Origin of the sequence: Polaribacter sp. Asnod6-C07, assembly GCF_045063625.1 — a bacterium.
GTDB classification, from domain to species: Bacteria; Bacteroidota; Bacteroidia; order Flavobacteriales; family Flavobacteriaceae; genus Polaribacter; species Polaribacter vadi_A.
Genome location: NZ_JBEFOF010000005.1, coordinates 2,918,494 through 2,936,419 on the forward strand (window position 1 = coordinate 2,918,494; position 17,926 = coordinate 2,936,419).

General features: G+C 29.1%; 16 protein-coding genes. 7 read left to right on the plus strand and 9 right to left on the minus strand.

Translation table 11 applies throughout. From position 1 onward, the window contains the following. Positions 1 to 33: 33 nt before the first annotated feature. On the plus strand, positions 34 to 987 hold the full coding sequence (locus tag ACJJVK_RS12635) for an acetyl-CoA carboxylase carboxyltransferase subunit alpha (protein ID WP_405566405.1): 954 nt from the start codon (positions 34 to 36) through the stop codon (positions 985 to 987). Positions 988 to 1,418: 431 nt separating this feature from the next. Here the strand turns inward: ACJJVK_RS12635 and ACJJVK_RS12640 are convergent, their stop codons facing one another. The 3 genes from ACJJVK_RS12640 to fumC form a co-directional block, all read right to left on the minus strand. Next, a complete protein-coding gene (locus ACJJVK_RS12640) occupies positions 1,419 to 2,453 on the minus strand; it encodes a redoxin family protein (protein WP_405566406.1) in 1,035 nt (344 codons plus the stop codon). A 150-nt stretch (positions 2,454 to 2,603) separates the two neighbouring features. After that, positions 2,604 to 3,077, minus strand: coding sequence for a nucleoside deaminase (locus ACJJVK_RS12645; RefSeq protein ID WP_215995695.1), 474 nt, complete (start codon positions 3,075 to 3,077; stop codon positions 2,604 to 2,606). An 89-nt stretch (positions 3,078 to 3,166) separates the two neighbouring features. Further along, entirely contained in the window at positions 3,167 to 4,567 is a 1,401-nt protein-coding gene (gene fumC / locus ACJJVK_RS12650; protein WP_405566408.1) for a class II fumarate hydratase, read from the minus strand. Between the two features lie 156 nt (positions 4,568 to 4,723). Between fumC and ACJJVK_RS12655 the strand changes: the two genes are divergently transcribed. After that, entirely contained in the window at positions 4,724 to 4,897 is a 174-nt protein-coding gene (locus ACJJVK_RS12655) for a hypothetical protein (protein WP_169835736.1), read from the plus strand. A 190-nt stretch (positions 4,898 to 5,087) separates the two neighbouring features. On the opposite strand, the gene ACJJVK_RS12660 is transcribed toward ACJJVK_RS12655, so the two are convergent. The 3 genes from ACJJVK_RS12660 to prfB all read right to left on the minus strand — a co-directional run bounded on the left by ACJJVK_RS12660 (position 5,088) and on the right by prfB (position 9,158). Then, complete coding sequence (locus ACJJVK_RS12660; protein WP_405566410.1) at positions 5,088 to 7,550, minus strand: outer membrane beta-barrel protein; 2,463 nt, start codon at positions 7,548 to 7,550, stop codon at positions 5,088 to 5,090. A gap of 97 nt (positions 7,551 to 7,647) precedes the next feature. After that, a complete protein-coding gene (arsC, locus tag ACJJVK_RS12665; RefSeq protein WP_405566412.1) occupies positions 7,648 to 7,989 on the minus strand; it encodes an arsenate reductase (glutaredoxin) in 342 nt (113 codons plus the stop codon). A 77-nt stretch (positions 7,990 to 8,066) separates the two neighbouring features. Then, complete coding sequence (prfB, locus tag ACJJVK_RS12670) at positions 8,067 to 9,158, minus strand: peptide chain release factor 2 (RefSeq protein WP_405566414.1); 1,092 nt, start codon at positions 9,156 to 9,158, stop codon at positions 8,067 to 8,069. Positions 9,159 to 9,330: 172 nt separating this feature from the next. Between prfB and ACJJVK_RS12675 the strand changes: the two genes are divergently transcribed. From ACJJVK_RS12675 to ACJJVK_RS12685, 3 genes are all read left to right on the plus strand, one after another. Continuing rightward, positions 9,331 to 11,754, plus strand: a complete 2,424-nt coding sequence (locus ACJJVK_RS12675) for a zinc-dependent metalloprotease (RefSeq protein ID WP_405566416.1) — start codon at positions 9,331 to 9,333, stop codon at positions 11,752 to 11,754. A gap of 327 nt (positions 11,755 to 12,081) precedes the next feature. Further along, the gene (locus ACJJVK_RS12680; protein WP_405566418.1) at positions 12,082 to 12,585 is read left to right on the plus strand and encodes a hypothetical protein; all 504 of its coding nucleotides are present in this window, start codon (positions 12,082 to 12,084) and stop codon (positions 12,583 to 12,585) included. Between the two features lie 147 nt (positions 12,586 to 12,732). Then, a complete protein-coding gene (locus tag ACJJVK_RS12685; protein ID WP_405566420.1) occupies positions 12,733 to 13,752 on the plus strand; it encodes a threonine aldolase family protein in 1,020 nt (339 codons plus the stop codon). On the opposite strand, the gene ACJJVK_RS12690 is transcribed toward ACJJVK_RS12685, so the two are convergent. Genes ACJJVK_RS12690 through ACJJVK_RS12700 form a run of 3 tightly spaced genes read right to left on the minus strand, consistent with a single transcriptional unit; the run spans position 13,749 to position 15,385 of the window. Next, positions 13,749 to 14,234: a hypothetical protein gene (locus ACJJVK_RS12690; RefSeq protein ID WP_405566422.1), complete on the minus strand. Its 486-nt coding sequence runs from the start codon at positions 14,232 to 14,234 to the stop codon at positions 13,749 to 13,751. The genes ACJJVK_RS12685 and ACJJVK_RS12690 overlap by 4 nt on opposite strands. Positions 14,235 to 14,242: 8 nt before the next feature. Then, a complete protein-coding gene (locus ACJJVK_RS12695) occupies positions 14,243 to 14,887 on the minus strand; it encodes a hypothetical protein (RefSeq protein WP_405566423.1) in 645 nt (214 codons plus the stop codon). Positions 14,888 to 14,890: 3 nt separating this feature from the next. Next, the gene (locus ACJJVK_RS12700; RefSeq protein WP_405566424.1) at positions 14,891 to 15,385 is read right to left on the minus strand and encodes an RNA polymerase sigma factor; all 495 of its coding nucleotides are present in this window, start codon (positions 15,383 to 15,385) and stop codon (positions 14,891 to 14,893) included. A gap of 117 nt (positions 15,386 to 15,502) precedes the next feature. Between ACJJVK_RS12700 and ACJJVK_RS12705 the strand changes: the two genes are divergently transcribed. Together ACJJVK_RS12705 and ACJJVK_RS12710 are read left to right on the plus strand one after the other, a co-directional pair. Further along, positions 15,503 to 16,396: a MerR family transcriptional regulator gene (locus ACJJVK_RS12705; protein ID WP_405566426.1), complete on the plus strand. Its 894-nt coding sequence runs from the start codon at positions 15,503 to 15,505 to the stop codon at positions 16,394 to 16,396. Between the two features lie 62 nt (positions 16,397 to 16,458). Further along, positions 16,459 to 17,925: a phytoene desaturase family protein gene (locus ACJJVK_RS12710; RefSeq protein WP_405566428.1), complete on the plus strand. Its 1,467-nt coding sequence runs from the start codon at positions 16,459 to 16,461 to the stop codon at positions 17,923 to 17,925. The last annotated feature ends 1 nt before the right edge of the window (position 17,926 follow it).

Sequence of the window (17,926 nt, forward strand, 5' to 3'; positions counted from 1 at the left end):
TAATCCAAATAACTTAATCAAAGTAATTACAAAATGGAATATTTAGATTTTGAAATGCCAATAAAAGAACTTGAAGATCAACTTCAGAAATGTCAAATTATTGGTGAAGAAAGCGATGTAGATGTTACAGCTACTTGTAAAAAAATAGAAAAAAAATTAGCTACAGCTAAAAAAGATATTTATAAAAATTTAACTCCTTGGCAAAGAGTTCAACTATCTAGACATCCAAGCAGACCTTACACATTAGATTATATCGAAGCAATTTGTGGAGATACTTTTATGGAGCTGCATGGAGATAGAAATGTAAAAGATGATAAAGCCATGATTGGTGGTCTAGGTAAAATAGGCGATCAATCGTTTATGTTTATTGGTCAGCAAAAAGGTTATAATACCAAAACACGCCAGTATAGAAACTTTGGTATGGCTAATCCAGAAGGTTATAGAAAGGCTTTGCGTTTAATGAAAATGGCAGAGAAGTTTGGTATTCCTGTGGTTACATTGTTAGATACTCCTGGTGCTTACCCAGGTTTAGAAGCAGAAGAACGTGGACAAGGTGAGGCTATTGCCAGAAATATTTTAGAAATGACACGTTTAAAAACACCAATTATTACTATTGTTATTGGTGAAGGTGCTTCTGGTGGTGCAGTTGGTATTGGAGTAGGAGATAGAGTTTACATGATGGAAAATACTTGGTATACAGTTATTTCTCCAGAATCTTGTTCTTCTATTTTATGGCGTAGTTGGGAGTATAAAGAACAAGCTGCAGCTGCTTTAAAATTAACAGGTACTGATATGAAAAAGTTAAAGTTAATTGATGGTATAATTAAAGAACCTGTTGGTGGTGCACATGCAGATAGAGCTGGTGCTTTTGCTAAGGTAAAAGAGCAAATAGTTGTTGCTTTTGATGAATTAAAAGATTTATCTGATACTGATTTGGTAATACAAAGAATGGATAAATATGCAGATATGGGTGTATATAAAGAGTAAAGTATTCTAGATTTAATCATAAAAAAAGCGAAATTCTTGTTAGAATTTCGCTTTTTTTATGATTTATTATCTAATCTAAACTCATTTATCGTTCAACTAAAGAAAATTACTTTTCAACTACGATTGTAAATTTTAATCAAAAGAAAAGAAGAACTTTGTTGTAAGAATACTTAGAATTAGTACAAATTAATTCATTAACCCTTAAATCTTTAATTATGTATAAGAGCACTTTACAACAAATCTTTCTTTTCTTAATATCATCTGCATTAATCTATAAAACAGGTAAGTATATGGTTAAATTAAATGATATTACTTCCTTTTTAGATTTTGGTGTAATTGCTGTATTCTTTTTTTCGTTTATCTTATTTATGAATTACTTTGTAAGATTATCAAACAAAATTTTTAGAGGGTTTAGCTTTTAAACTAAATTTCTAGATACCTAAAGAAGTAAATAATGATTTTAAATTCGGATCAGAAGGTCTTGGTGCATTAGCATCAACAATATTACCTTGTGGATCTATTAAGATAAATCTTGGAATACCGTTAATTTGATAATCTTGTTGAAAAGCATAATCTTGTCCTGACCATAATTGAACTCCAGACATATTTCTCTTTTTAACAAAATCGCGCCATTTTTTTTCTGCAGCTTCCCAAGAACCACCACTTCTTCTAGATTCATCAGTAGAAATACTTACAAAAACAATATTTTTATTGTGATATTCTTTTTCTAAAGCTTGTAAGTAAGGAATTTGTTGAATACAAGGTCCACACCAAGTTGCCCAAACATCTATATAAACATATTTACCTTTAAAAGAACTTAAAGATTTAGTACCTCCTTTTATATCTACATAATTTTCGAATTTTGGGGATGGTTTTCCTTTACCCATCAATTGATTTTGAGCGTAAGCATTATCAAAATAAGTAACAATTTGTTGATTTTGTTGCTTCATAGAAGTGTATAAAGTACTATCAATATTATTATAAGATTCTAAAATACTATCAAAATCAGCTTTTATTTTATCTACTTTTTTCCTGTATGCTTTTTGTTCTAATTCTAAAATTAACTGCGGATTTCCCATTTTTTGACTTCTTTCTATCTGAGCCAAAATAAAGTTACTATTAGATGCGCCTTCTCCAGAAAATTTTAGACTTTCTAAAAAAGTATTAGCATTTGTATTTAAAGAAATATTATATCCGTTTTTTAAATAAATAGGAGCTCTGTTATTAGAATTGGTAAGTAAAGTATAAATTTCTCCTTTATTGTCTTTTAGTTTTAATGTATCTTTAAAACTACCATCTTTATTAATTTTTATTTCTTTGATAATTCCTTCTCTGTCTGCTATAGAAATAATAGAGTCTTTACTGTTTTCTAATGTTCCAGATATTGTTAGATACTCTTTTGGTTGTTCTTGGCTACAAGCCACCATCATTAATAAACCAAAAAGTATTGTGCTAATTTTTTTCATTTTATAAATTCAAATTTGATGCAAATATAAAACAATAACGAGCATAAGGTTGTTAAAATAATTGATGTATTTCGTTAATATATTTAAGTTTAATGCTTAAATTTTTATTCAAAAAAAAATCCTGATTAAAATAATCAGGATTTTTAGAATTTAATATTCAATTTTATCTTGTTTTTCGCTCCATTTTTGGAATGGTTCTAAAGCAATTTCTCTACTGACTTGCTCAAATTTGATACTTCTTTTTTCGTAAGGTAATGCTATTTCTTTGTAAATAAATTCATCATCAAAACCAATATTTGCAGCATCTTGTTGATTACTTCCATAATAAACTTTATCTGGTCTTGCCCAATAAATTGCACCTAAACACATAGGGCAAGGCTCGCAAGATGTATAAATAATACAACCATCTAACTGAAAAGAACCTACTTTTTTACAAGCATCTCTAATTGCAGTAACTTCTGCGTGTGCAGTTGGGTCGTTTGTAGAGGTTACTTTATTGTTTCCACGCCCAATAATTTCTCCGTCTTTTACTACTATACATCCAAAAGGGCCACCTTCGTTATTGTTCATTCCTTTTAAAGCTGCTTTTACAGCTTCACTCATAAATTCTTCGTGATTATTCATCTTCATTTTCTATTATTATGATTAATTATTTAAGCCAAAAAAAAGCTGCATTATAATGCAGCTTTTAATATTTGGTAAAATTAATATTTTTATTTTAAACTACCAGTCATAGCAGCAGGATTAACCCACTCATCATATTGCTCTGGAGTTACATAACCCAAACGTACAGCTTCTTCTTTTAAAGTTGTTCCATTTGCGTGAGCTGTGTTTGCAATTTCTGCAGCTTTATAGTATCCTATTTTAGTATTTAATGCTGTAACCAACATTAAAGAATTGTTTACTAATTCTGTAATTCTTGAGTGATTTGGTTCTATACCAGCAGCACAATTTACATCAAAAGAAACACAAGCATCACCAATTAATTGAGCAGATTGTAAAACATTTGCAGCCATCATAGGTTTAAAAACGTTTAATTCATAATGTCCTTGAGTACCACCAACAGTAACAGCAACATCATTACCCATAACTTGTGCACAAACCATTGTCATAGCTTCACACTGTGTTGGGTTTACTTTACCTGGCATAATAGAAGAACCTGGCTCGTTTGCAGGTATAATAATTTCTCCAATTCCAGATCTTGGACCAGAAGCCATTAAACGAATATCGTTTGCAATTTTATTTAAAGAAACAGCAACTTGTTTTAAGGCTCCATGTGTTTCTACTAAAGCATCGTGTGCAGCTAAAGCTTCGAATTTATTTTCTGCAGTTACAAAAGGTAATTCTGTAAATTCTGCAATATATTTTGCTACTAAAACATCATAACCAGTAGGTGTATTTAAACCTGTACCAACAGCTGTACCTCCTAAAGCTAATTGTGATAAATGTTCTAATGTATTTTTTAATGCTTTTAAACCAAAGTTTAATTGCGCTACATAACCAGAAAATTCTTGACCTAATGTAAGAGGAGTAGCATCCATTAAATGAGTTCTACCAATTTTTACAACATCATTAAAAGCTTCTGATTTTGCTTTTAAAGTATCTCTAAGTTGCGTAATTCCAGGAATTGTATTTTCTACAATTTTTTTATAAGCAGCAATGTGCATACCTGTTGGAAAAGTATCATTAGATGATTGCGATTTATTTACATCATCATTTGGTTGAATAGTTTTTTCGCCTTCACCAATAACTTTACCAGCAATTTCATGAGCTCTGTTTGCAATAACTTCGTTCACATTCATGTTAGATTGTGTACCAGAACCTGTTTGCCAAATTACTAACGGAAATTGATCATTGTGTTTACCTTCTAAAATTTCATCACAAACTTTTGCAATTAAATCTCTTTTTTCTGCAGCTAAAACACCTAATTCTGTGTTTGTATATGCAGCCGCTTTTTTAAGATAAGCAAAACCATAAACAACCTCTAAAGGCATTGAGGCAGCAGGACCAATTTTAAAGTTATTTCTAGAACGTTCGGTTTGTGCTCCCCAATATTTATCTGCAGGAACATTTACTTTACCCATTGTGTCTTTTTCTACTCTGTATTTTGTCATTTTTAGTGTAATTTATGATACAACAAATTTACAAAAAACTATTAGCACAGAATGTTGATAAATGTCATTTTTAGATTGTAAAAAAAAAAAAAAAATTGATATGAATTTTTAAAAAATAATCTTATTTTTGAAAAATTAAAATTTCAAAGTATACAGATGTTAGATTTTTCAGAATTTTCAGGATTAGTTTTATTTATGTTCATTTTTACAGCTGGTTTTTGGTTGTTAATCTTTTTATTGACATTTGTAGTACCTTACTGGATTGGAGGAACAATTTGGGAGAATATGAAGTTAAAAAGAGAAGCTAAAAAAGCTGCTGAAGGTAAGTAGTTTTATAATTAAAATATATAATTTGAATGCTCGCAATTTGCGAGCATTTTTTTGTGCTAAATTTAAATTGGAAAAAATATTAGTATCTTTTTTTATCAAGATAGATTTTAATACTCTTATTTATTAAAAAAAACAGAGCTTACTTTTTATTAGTAAACTCTGTTTTAAATTTTATGTTGATGAAAATAGTTTATCCTTCAAATTCTTCACCACCCATTTCTTCTTTATAATTATTTCTTTCGTTTTTCTTTTTCTGATTGAACCTGTAAACGAAACTAATACGTATTTGACGTTCTCTCCATTGAAACTCACTGTATTGTTCAAAAACATCAGGAACTGTTGTTGTACTTTGTCTTCTTCGTCCATTAAAAGCATCACTTATGTTTAAGCTTACAGATGCTTTTTCGTTCCATAAATCTTTACTTGCAGCAATATCCATGGTAAAAATTCCATTGCTTGTAGATTGTGCATCTTGTGTTGCTCCTTTATAATTAGAATTAATCTGTAAATCAGTTTTACCAGGTAAAGTTATTTTTTGATTTAATCTGATAAAAAATGCTGTGTTTTCAAAATCGAAATTTTGAGTAACATTTGTATTTGGGTTTAAATAATCTCCTTCTGTAGAAACATTGTATAAATTAAAATCACTATTAATATTCCAAATTTTGAATGGTCTGTAATTTAAAGTAAACTCAAAACCAATTCTTTCTTCTAAAGATAAGTTTATTGGAAACCTTCTAATAACAGGGTCTCCATTATCTGTAAAATCACCAGTATTTTCTTGAATTGTTTCCCAATTGTCATTACTTATATTATAATAGATAGAAGTACTTAAGGTAAATTTTTCCCACCTTTTTAAATAACCTAAATCAATAGCATCTGTAATTACAGGGTTTAAATCTACGTTACCACTATAAATATTACTCTCACTTGATCTACTTGGAAAAGGATTTAAGCTTCTACCTCTAGGTCTTCTAATTCTTCTATTGTAACCTAAAGTCATATTATCACCATCTTCGAATTCTAAACCAATATTAAAAGTTGGGAAAAGGTTGTCATAACTCTTTTTACTACTGCTGTTATCTGTTTCTTGTTCAATTTCTACGGATGTATTTTCGTAACGTAAACCAGCTAATAAAGAAATTTTATTAAATTTTTGTCCGTATTGAAAATAAGCTGCATTTACAAATTCTTTATAACCAAATGAATTGTTTAAACCAGTATCTGCTACTAATGGGCCATCAGGAAAAACTTGTCTTTCAGCTAAATAAAATTTATTATAAATATCTCTGTAATTACCTCTATAACCAGCTTCGTACTGAATAGTTTCTCCTACAGGATGTACATAATCTGCTTGTAAAAGAAAACGATCTTCATCTTGATCTTCAATTACTTGTTCTAAATCGTTTAATAAGTTAGTTTGAGTATCTATTTCTGTAATATTATTTAAAATATCTTCAGTTTCTGTAGAGTATTGTGTGTTAATAGAAAGTTTTTTTCCATTACCATCAAAATTATTTACATAATCTAAAGTGTACTGAATTCTAGTTTCATCTTCAGCTTCGTTTTCAGTTCTAAAAGTAGCTTCATTTATTCCTCCATTAGCATCATATCTGTTAATTTCATTTGAGTTTACATCATCATCATTACCAGAATTATAAATAATGTTACCAATAATACTTGAGTTTTGACTTAAATAGTATTCAGCACCAAAACTTGTAAAAACAGATCTACCTAATCTATCAAAATTTCTTTGTTCAGCAACTCTTGCATTTGGTGCACTATCTAAAAAGTAATCAGTATCACTTAATGCATTACCAGGTGTTTCATTATATCTGAAACCTGTATTTGTAAATAAGTTCCATTTTTCTGTTCTCCAGTTTGCGTTAAAAGCAGTACCTACTCTTGCAGGGTATCCTAAATCTAACTGTAAAGAACCATTAAACCCTGTTAATTTATTTTTTCTTAAAATAATATTTAAGATTCCTGCTGTACCTTCTGCATCATATCTTGCAGATGGAGATGTAATAACTTCTACTTTTTCTATGGCCTCTGCAGGTATTTGTCTTAAAGCATCTGCACCATTTAAACCAACTAAAGCACTTGGTCTACCATCAATTAAAATAGTAACATTCTCATTACCTCTTAAACTTACAGCACCTTCAACATCAACTTGAACAGAAGGTACATTGCCTAAAACATCACTTGCATTTCCTCCACGAATTGATAAATCTTTACCAATGTTAAATACTTTTTTATCTAAACGAATGTCTACAGTTGTTTTTTCTGCAATAATTACTACTTCATCTAAAGAACTTAAATCTTCAGAAAGTTTAATAGTACCTAAATTTAGGTTTTTGATAATTTCTTGTGCAGGGTAATTTTTAGATTTAAAGGAAATATATTCTATACTAATTACGTAAGTTCCTTTTGGTGTTTTAATATTAAAATTACCATCAAGATCTGTAATTCCTCCAGAAACTTTATTGGTTTTCGTGTTTTTTATAACAATTGTGGCATATTCTAAAGGTTGATTAGAGTTGTTGTCAATAACTTTACCAGAAATAGAAATTTCATTTGAAGTTGAACCTTTTTGTGCGAATAAAATTGCTGATGATAATAAAAAGCTAAATAAAATAATTTTTTTAATCAAGACTTGTTGGTTTTTAGTTTTAGACTGCAAAGTTCTATTTAAGTTTAGTTTATATTAGTTAAAAAAAAGTTAAACAAGTTTTTGAAAAAGTTAAGCTTTATAGAACAGTGGTTATAGCTTCTGTTGGTCTACCAATTACAGCCTTGTTTTTATTGATAACTATTGGGCGTTCAATTAACTTCGGATTTTCTATCATAGCTTTTATAATTGCTACATCTGATAATTCTTTGCCTTTATAATTTTCTTTCCAGATTTTCTCGGCTTTACGAACCAATTGAATAGGAGAGATCCCTAATAAATTGATGATTTCTGTTAACTCAGCTTCACTTGGTACAGTTTCTAAATATTTAATAATCTCGAATTCTTTACCTGAGTTTTCTAATAATTGTAATCCTTCTCTAGATTTTCTACATCTTGGATTGTGGTATATTTTTATCATGTTTTTTTAGTTTTTAAAGTTGAAACTGATCAACTTCGTTTGAATTGAAATTTATTTTCAGTTTTAAATACTGAATACTATTTTTTCTGTCCATTCAACATTAAGAATGCTTTTAAAAAGGAATTGATATTGCCATCCATAACAGCATCTACATTACCAGTTTCGTGAGCAGTTCTTACATCTTTAACCAGTTTGTATGGATGCATTACATAATTTCTAATTTGGCTTCCCCATTCATTTTTCATTTTGTTTGCTTCAATATCATCTCTGGCAGCTTGTTGTTTTTGCAATTCAATTTCATACAATTGCGATTTTAACATCTGCATTGCAGTTGCTCTATTGTCGTGTTGCGAACGTGAATTAGAACAAGAAATCTGAATTCCTGATGGTTTATGCGTCAACTGAACTTTTGTTTCTACTTTATTTACATTCTGACCTCCAGCACCACTAGATCTTGCAGTTGTAATTTCTATATCTGCTGGATTTATATCAATTTCAATAGAATCATCAGCAACAGGATATACATATACAGAAGCAAAAGAAGTATGACGTTTTGCATTAGAATCAAAAGGAGAAATACGCACTAATCTATGCACACCATTCTCACCTTTTAGCCAACCAAAAGCATAATCGCCAGTAACTTCTACAGTAACTGTTTTTATTCCTGCAGCATCTCCTGCTTGGTAATTGAGTGTTTTTAATTTAAAACCTTGTTTTTCAGACCACATTGTGTACATTCTAAATAACATTTCTGCCCAATCACAAGATTCTGTTCCACCTGCACCAGCCGTAATTTGTATTACAGCAGATAAAGAATCTCCTTCTTCAGAAAGCATATTTTTAAATTCAATATCTTCTAAAAAAGTACTTACTTTTTCAAATTGTTCAATTACTTCGCTTTCATCAACTTCATCTTCTTTGTAAAATTCATATAAGACATTTACATCTTCATTTAAAATAATGGCTTTATTGTAATCTTCTACCCATTTCTTTTTAAAACGCAATTCTTTCATAACAACTTCTGCAGCTTTTGGGTCGTTCCAAAAATCAGGATTTGCTGTTTTTTCTTCTTCATTGGCTATTTCTATGAGTTTTTTATCAATCTCTAAATAAGATTTTAATTTCTCAATTCTTGTAGCAATATCTTTAAGTTGGTCTTGTGTAATCATAAATTTTGTTTTGCTACGTAATTTCATCAATAAAAATAATGAGTAAAAAAGTAGCTAATTTTTATACAGTGTAGATTGTATAAATTCGAAAAACAAAAATAAATGAAATTTTAAGATTTTAGGTTTTTATAGCTAATACTTATTTTATAGTTTTATAAAAATTAATTTTACAATGAAAAAATCACTACTTCTATTACTTTTTTTATCACTTTATTTTAACGGATTTTCGCAATTTTTTACAGAGAAATCTGGTAAAAACCTCAAAAAGGGAATTACAAAATACGAGGGCTATTTTACTTTTTATTATGATGAAAATCAGGATAAAATCTTTTTACAAATAGATAAGTTAAATCAAGAATTTCTATATGTACGTTCGCTTTCTGAAGGTTTGGGTTCTAATGATATTGGTTTAGATAGAGGTCAATTAGGAGGTGGAGTAGTCGTTCACTTTAAAAAAGCTGGTAATAAAATTTTAATGGTACAACCAAATTTAGATTTTAGAGCCATTACAGATAATAAAGAAGAAAAAAACTCAGTAAGAGAAGCTTTTGCAAAATCAGTTTTACACGGATTCGTAGTAAAAGAAACCAAAAATGATACGTATCTAGTAGATGCTACCTCCTTTTTTATGAGAGATGCACATGGAGTTGCTGCAAGATTGGCAAGAAGTAAAGAAGGGAATTACAGTTTAGATAAAAGTAGAAGTGCTTTTAATTTAAAAAGAACGAAAGCATTTCCTAAAAATATTGAGTTCGATGTTTTGCTAACATTTAAAGGGTCTCCAAAAGGAAGAAATATTAGAAGTGTTGTGCCAGATGCAAGTGCAGTTACTGTAAATCAGCATCATTCTTTTGTAGAATTGCCAGACAATAAATACAAACCAAGAAAATACGATCCACGTTCAGGTTCTTGGCAAATGAGTTATTTAGATTATTCTACACCAGTAAATGAATCGATTACAAAACGTTTTATTTACAGACATCGTTTAGAAAAAAAGAATCCAGAAGCTGCAATATCAGAAGCTGTAGAACCAATTATTTATTATTTAGATAGAGGTACTCCAGAACCTGTAAGATCTGCTTTATTAGATGGAGGTCGTTGGTGGAATCAAGCTTTTGAAGCTGCAGGTTATAAAGATGCTTTTCAGTTTAAAATGTTGCCAGAAGGCGCAGATATGTTAGATGTACGTTATAATGTTGTACAATGGGTGCACAGATCTACAAGAGGTTGGAGTTATGGTTCTAATATTTCTGATCCTAGAACAGGAGAAATTATTAAAGGACATGTAAGTTTGGGAAGTTTACGAATTCGTCAAGATTATTTAATTGCGCAAGCCTTACAAGCACCTTTTAAAAATAATATCGCTGATGATGATTTTGCAATGCAAATGGCAATTGCTAGAATAAGACAATTATCGGCTCACGAAATTGGGCACACTTTAGGCTTTAGTCACAACTTTGCAGCAAGTACAAATGGAAGAACTTCTGTGATGGATTATCCACACCCTAAATTTACTCTAAAAAACGGTAAAATAGATTTTTCTGATGCTTATGATGCTAAAATTGGTGCTTGGGATAAAGTTACTGTAGCCTATTCTTATCAAGATTTTACAAAAGGAACAAATGAAAGTGAAGCGCTAGATAAAATTTTAGTTGATGCTTATGCAAGTGGTTTAAAATATTTATCAGATTCTGATGCTAGACCTCAAGGAAGTGCAAGTGCAACAGCTCATTTATGGGATAATGGAGGTAATATTTACGACGAATTAAACAATCTTTTAAAGGTTAGAAAAACAGCAATTTCAAAATTTTCTACAGATAATATAAAATCGGGTCAGCCTTATTCTGTTTTAGAAGATGTGTTTGTGCCTTTGTACTTTTTACATCGTTTTCAAACTGAAGCAACTACCAAATTAATTGGAGGTTTAGATTATAGTTATGCTGTTAAAGGTGGTAACCAAACTGTTGTAAAAAGAGTTTCTGGAGATGTAGAAAGAAAAGCTTTAGACGCAATTTTAAAAACGATTTCTGTGGATGAAATTGCAATTCCTAAAGAAAAATTAGATTTATTTCCACCAAGAGCAATAGGTTATTACAGATCTAGAGAATCTTTTAAAAGCAAGTTAGGTGTTGCTTTTGATGCTTTTTCTGCAGTAGAAACTGCTTCTGAAATGACATTGGATTTACTTTTAAATCCGCAAAGAATGTCTCGTTTAATTGCACATAAAAGTTTGGATAAAAATCAATTGGGATTAGATGAATTAATAGATGAATTAATTGATGCATCTATCAAAAACACACATAAAGATACTTATCATCAAGAATTGCAAAACGTAATAAATATTAAAGTTTTAGAGCAATTGTTTTATTTAGGTGCTTATAAAAATCAGTACAATCAAGTAAATGCCATTGTTTTATACAAGTTGGATGAAATAAAGTCAATTATAAAAAGTAAAAATGCTTCAGGAATTCAGAAAATTTATGATGCTGCATTATTAAAAATGATAGACGGTTATCTAAAAAATCCGACTTCGTTTAAAAAAATAGCGGCTCCAAAAATTCCTGATGGTTCGCCTATTGGTAGTGAAGGCTATTAATTCTTAAATAACTTTTATAAGAAGAAATAACAAATATTCACTGAGTTTTAATAATATGCTCAGTGAATTTTTGTTTAGCATAATTTATAGCTTCTTATTCTTAATAAATTATTCGATTTTAAATTGATTTCAAAGAATTTTATCCGAAGAGAAAATAAACTTAATTTTTACTCAACCATAACTGTGCTTGTTCTATAAAATAGGAATTCCTGTTTTGGTAATTTTTGATGCTTAGCAAATGTAGAATCAAAATAAATATTTTTTTAAAAAAATAACGCATAATTACATTTTATTCTATAGTTTAGAACAAGCTAAAAAACGAAAACTATGATACATTTGATTTGGTCTATAATAAACGGAATGATTGTTCTTTACTTTCTTTATCTGATTGTTGGATTTATAGCTAAAGGGAAAAAAATATTTAAACCACAATTTAAATTTGTATCAATCTTTATAATGGTAATCGGAATTGTACAAATAATTTCCGCATCTAATTCAGGAAAAAACTCAAACCGAATATCAATAACAGAAAACTATGAGATAAAAAATAACTCGGAAATTAAACAAGTAAAATTGGAAGATAATTGGACTTTTGATATAAATATTCTAGTAAAATATTCTATTGAACAGAATGAATATATACCAATTGAAAGTAACAGTTATTTGACTGGAATTGTGAGCGGTTATATGTGGGAATTTAAGTCAATAGACACAAGCAATTTGAATATGAATGGAAAAGCGGAATTTATTGCTAATGGAATTTTAAAATGGAATCTTTTTGGAATTACTGTTTATAACGAATCAAAAACATTTAGCGGAATTATAGAATGAAAAAAGCCTGTTTACAACACCGTATAAAATTAATTGCTATTTTTAGTTCACTTGTGAAATTCCTTCGGAATTTCGTCGTTCGTGAATAATCTAGTAAATTTGTTGCTTAAAATACGCAACTAATCTTATATAACAACGTTTAGAACAATGGTTATAGACTTAATTTCAGATACAGTAACTAAGCCAACATCAGAGATGTTAGCTGCAATGATGAATGCAAAAGTAGGCGATGATGTTTTTAAAATGGACCCTACAGTAAATGCATTAGAACAAAAAGCTGCAAAAATGTTTGGTATGGAAGATGCTCTTTTTTTTCCTTCAGGAACAATGGCAAACCAAACAGCTATAAAATTACACACACAACCAGGAGATTTAATTATTGCTGATAAATATGCACATATTTATAATTATGAGAGTGGAGGAGCAGCATTTAATTCTGGGGTTACTTGTAAGTTAATAGATGGTAAAAGAGGTATGTTTACAGCAAACCAAATTGAAGAATTTGCAGCTGTAAAACCACAAATATATTTGCCTTTTACCAAAATGATATGTGTAGAAAATACCACAAATAAAGGTGGTGGAGCTTGTTGGGATTTTTCTGAACTAGAAAAAATAAAGCAAGTGGCACAAAAAAATAACTTAGCTTATCATTTAGATGGAGCAAGATTGTTTAATGCAATGGTTGCAAAAAACGAAACTCCAAAACAGTATGGAGCACTTTTTGATACGATTTCTATTTGTTTGTCAAAAGGTTTAGGAGCACCAATTGGTTCTTTGTTGTTAGGTTCAAAAAAAGACATCGCTTACGCTTTAAGACTTCGAAAATTGTTAGGTGGAGGAATGAGACAAGTTGGTTTTTTAGCTGCAGCAGGTATTTATGCTTTGGATAATAATGTAGAAAGGTTGGCAGAAGATCATAAAAAAGCTAAAGAAATTGCGGCTGTTTTAGAAACCTGTAGTTACATTACTAAAATAGAACCTGTAGAAACTAATATTCTTATTTTTTATGTAGATGATAAAATAGGTGCAGATAATTTTATTGATAAAATGGCAGCAAAAAATATTCTTTTAACACCTATGGGCGAAGGAAAAATTAGAATTGTTACACATTTGGATTATACAGATGATATGCACGAAATTTTATTAAAAGAACTAAAAGCTTTTTAAAAATAGAAACGAACTACTGGCGATATTGGTGATGCAAAAATACTTTTGTTTTCATCATACAAAACATCATAACGAATTCCTAAAGCAAATCTTCCTTGGTTGTAGGCAACACCTAAATGTAAGGCTGGGAAATTTGTATTAACAGAATTACCATTAAAAGTAGATTGGTTTGCAAAATAGTAATCAAAATCTGTAGAAAACTGAAATCCAAAATTGGTTTGATACAAACCAATAATGCTAGTACTGTATACGTTTGTAGTAAAATCATTAATTTCACTGTATAGATAACCAAGTCCTGCACCTAAAGCAAAACCGTTTTCAAAATTATAGATTGCACTTGGCGAAATTCCGATAGTTGTTTGGTTACCAAAATTGGCAGTAAAACCACCTCCAAATTTAACATTGTCCCAAAAATCAGATTTTTGTTGTGCAACTATAGATATTGAGAAACCTAAAAATAATAATAAGAATAACTTTTTCATAATACAATTTAATTTATGGCATCTAATCTAGCTAATTCTTTATAATTTTTGTTCAATTTTCGTAAAAGAATTCCGTAAACTAATTTGTAAAATAACCAAAGAAGTACTAAAATAATAATCAATGCAATAACTTGACTAACAATGGTTATAGTTATAATTTGACTCATATCTATAGCTAAATTATTAGGATTCATTGTTTGCATTAATTTTTCTGAGTCAGAAAATAATACAACATTTAAAACAATACTTACTAAAAAAACAGTTGCTAAGTTGTAAAAAACATAGTATTTAACTGTTTTTCTAATTCGTAGTATATTTTTCATTAATTTTCTGGTACTATCAATTAAAGAAATTCTTTGATGATTGTTGTAGAATAAATATAAAAATATAGTAATAATAATATAATGTAAAACTGTAAATATCTTCAGGAAACCTGTTAAATTTAATTCTTCATATACTTTATAAAAACTATCTGGAACCACAAAACTTAAAGCTCCCCAGAATAAAAATTCTAAAATACCAATAATAAAAATCCATTTTACAATAGATGAGGATTTTGAATGAGCAAGTTTATAGATCTCTTTTGCAGAGTGTTTGTTTTGCTCTTCAGGCTGATTTTCCCAAGCCTTTTTATAATTTTCTAATACATCCATAAACTATGGGTTTAGTATATTTTTTAATTTTTCTTTAGCTCTGTTCATCTTTACTCTTGCATTTACAGAGGTAATTCCTAATGTTTCAGATATTTCTTTATAAGGTTTATCTTCTAAGTATAAAAAAATAAGTGCTTTATCAATATCATTTAATCTATGTATGGCTTTATACAAAGCACCTAGTTGTTTTTCTTCTGTGTCATCATAATCTGTAGCTTTAATTTTATATGCAAAATCGCTAATATCTTGTGTTTTTACTGTTCTGGTTGATTTTCTATACAAAGAAATAGCGGTGTTTAAAGCCACTCTATACATCCAAGTACTAAATTTTGCTTCTCCTCTAAACTTCGGATAGTTTTTCCAAAGTTGAATTGTTATTTCTTGAAACAAGTCATTATGTGCATCTCTATTTGTAGTATATACTCTACAAATTTTATGTGCTATATTTTGGTTTGTTTCAAAGTCCGATAAAAATTTAATCTCTAAATCTTTCTGCACTTGTAGTTAGTTGGTTTATTTATTAGTACCAAAATAGCACAAAATGTTACATTATTTTTCAATAAATTTTAATTTAAAATAAAATTCATAAATTTGTTGAATAAAAAGCAAATTAAATTGAACAATATAAAGCAAGATTTTACAATTAAAGACCTTGAAAATATTTCTGGTATAAAAGCACATACCATAAGAATTTGGGAAAAGCGTTACAGTTTATTAGAGCCAAAAAGAACAAATACCAATATTCGTTTTTATTCTCCAGAAAACTTAACAAAGCTTTTAAACATAGTTTTGTTAAATAACAATAATTTTAAAATTTCTAAGATTGCTGCAATGTCTGATGATGACATAACCACTAAATCTAGAGAATTAGCTTTTAATATTGCTATTAATGATGAAGCTATCAATTCTTTAAAGGTTTCTATGTTTCAGTTTGATAAAATTCTCTTTAATAATACCTACAACAAGCTGTTACATAAAAAAACGTTTAGAGAAATCTTTAAAGATATTTTTATCCCTTTTTTAGATCATATTGGTTTATTGTGGCAAACAGAAACACTTTTGCCAGCACATGAGCACTTTATCTCTAATTTAATTGCTCAAAAAATACAGACAAATACAGAAAAATTACAATACAGTATCAGCAATACCAATAAAACGTATGTTTTATTTCTACCAGAAAATGAAATTCACGAGTTAGGTTTACTCTATTTAAATTACGAGTTAGTTCTTAGAGGGCATCATACTATTTATTTAGGACAAAGTTTACCACTAAATAATTTGAACTATTTTTTAGAAAGTGATCGTGAAATTTGCTTTATTTCATCATTTACTATTCAACCTTATGATGATAAAATAGAAGGGTATTTTGATCAAATAGAGGGAGTTATGGAAAATACTAATAACCAGTTTATTGCTGTAGGTAGAAAGGTAGAAAAAGTAAAACATTTAGAATTAATTGATAATATTAAATTGCATAATTCTATATCAGATTTGTTAAAGGTCTTATAATTTCTGCTTCTTTTGTAATTATTGTTTAATAAATAACTATATTTGTTCAACAGGTATTTTAAATGAGTAAAAGTGTTCACATTATTGGTTCAGGTTTTTCAGCACTTGCTGCATCCTGTTATTTAGCTAAACAAGGTTACAAAGTACAAGTTTTAGAAAAAAACGATACTTTAGGTGGTAGAGCAAGACAATATAAAAAAGACGGTTTTACTTTTGACTTAGGCCCATCTTGGTATTGGATGCCAGATGTATTTGAACGATTTTTTGCAGACTTTGGCAAAAAACCATCAGACTATTATACTTTAGATAAACTAAGTCCTGGTTATGAAGTTTATTTTGGTAAAAACGATTCTATAACAATTTCAGATCGTTTAGAAGAAATATATGATTTATTCGAAAAAGAAGAAAAAGGAAGTAGTAAACATTTAAAAAGTTTTTTAGATTCTGCCAAAGCAAATTATGATACTGCAATAAAAGATTTAGTTTATAAACCAGGAGTTTCGCCTTTAGAGCTAGTAAATACAACTACAATTGCTAGAGTAACTCAATTTTTTTCTACGATTAGAAAACAAGTAAGAAAGAATATCAAAAATAAAAAGTTAATTCAAATTTTAGAATTCCCAGTTTTATTTTTAGGAGCAAAACCAAGTAATACTCCAGCATTTTATAATTTTATGAATTATGCCGATTTTGGTTTAGGAACTTGGCATCCAAGAGGAGGAATGTACAAAGTTATAGAAGGAATGGTAACTTTAGCTAAAAGTTTAGGTGTACATTTTGAAGTAAATGCCAATGTAGAAAAGATTTTGGTTGATGATCAAAAAAAGGTAAAAGGTTTATTAGTTAACGGAAAACAGATTGATACAAACTTGGTGTTAAGTGGCGCAGACTACCATCATACAGAAACATTATTAGATAGTAATTTTAAGCAATACTCAGAATCTTATTGGTCTAAAAAAACATTTGCGCCATCATCATTGCTTTTTTATGTAGGTTTTGATAAGAAAATAGAAAGAGCAAGCCATCATACATTATTTTTTGATTCTGATTTTGACGCTCATGCAGAAGAGATTTACGATAATCCTAAATGGCCAACAAATCCTTTATTTTATGCTAATTTTACTTCTATGACAGATACTACATCTGCTCCAGAAGGCAAAGAAGCTGGCTTTTTCTTAATACCTTTAGCCCCAGGAATAGAAGATACAGAAGAATTAAGAGAAAAATATTTTCATAAAATATTAGATAGATTTGAACAATTAACAAACCAAGAGATTAAAAAATACGTATTATTTAGTAGATCCTTTTGTGTAAAAGATTTCGAGAAAGAATACAATTCATATAAAGGTAATGCTTATGGTATGGCAAATACATTATTACAAACTGCATTTTTAAGACCAAAAATTAAAAGTAGTAAAGTAAAAAATTTGTATTTTACAGGACAGTTAACTGTGCCAGGTCCAGGAGTGCCTCCTGCATTAATATCAGGAAAAATAGCAACAGATTTAATCATTAAAAATCAAAAGTAGA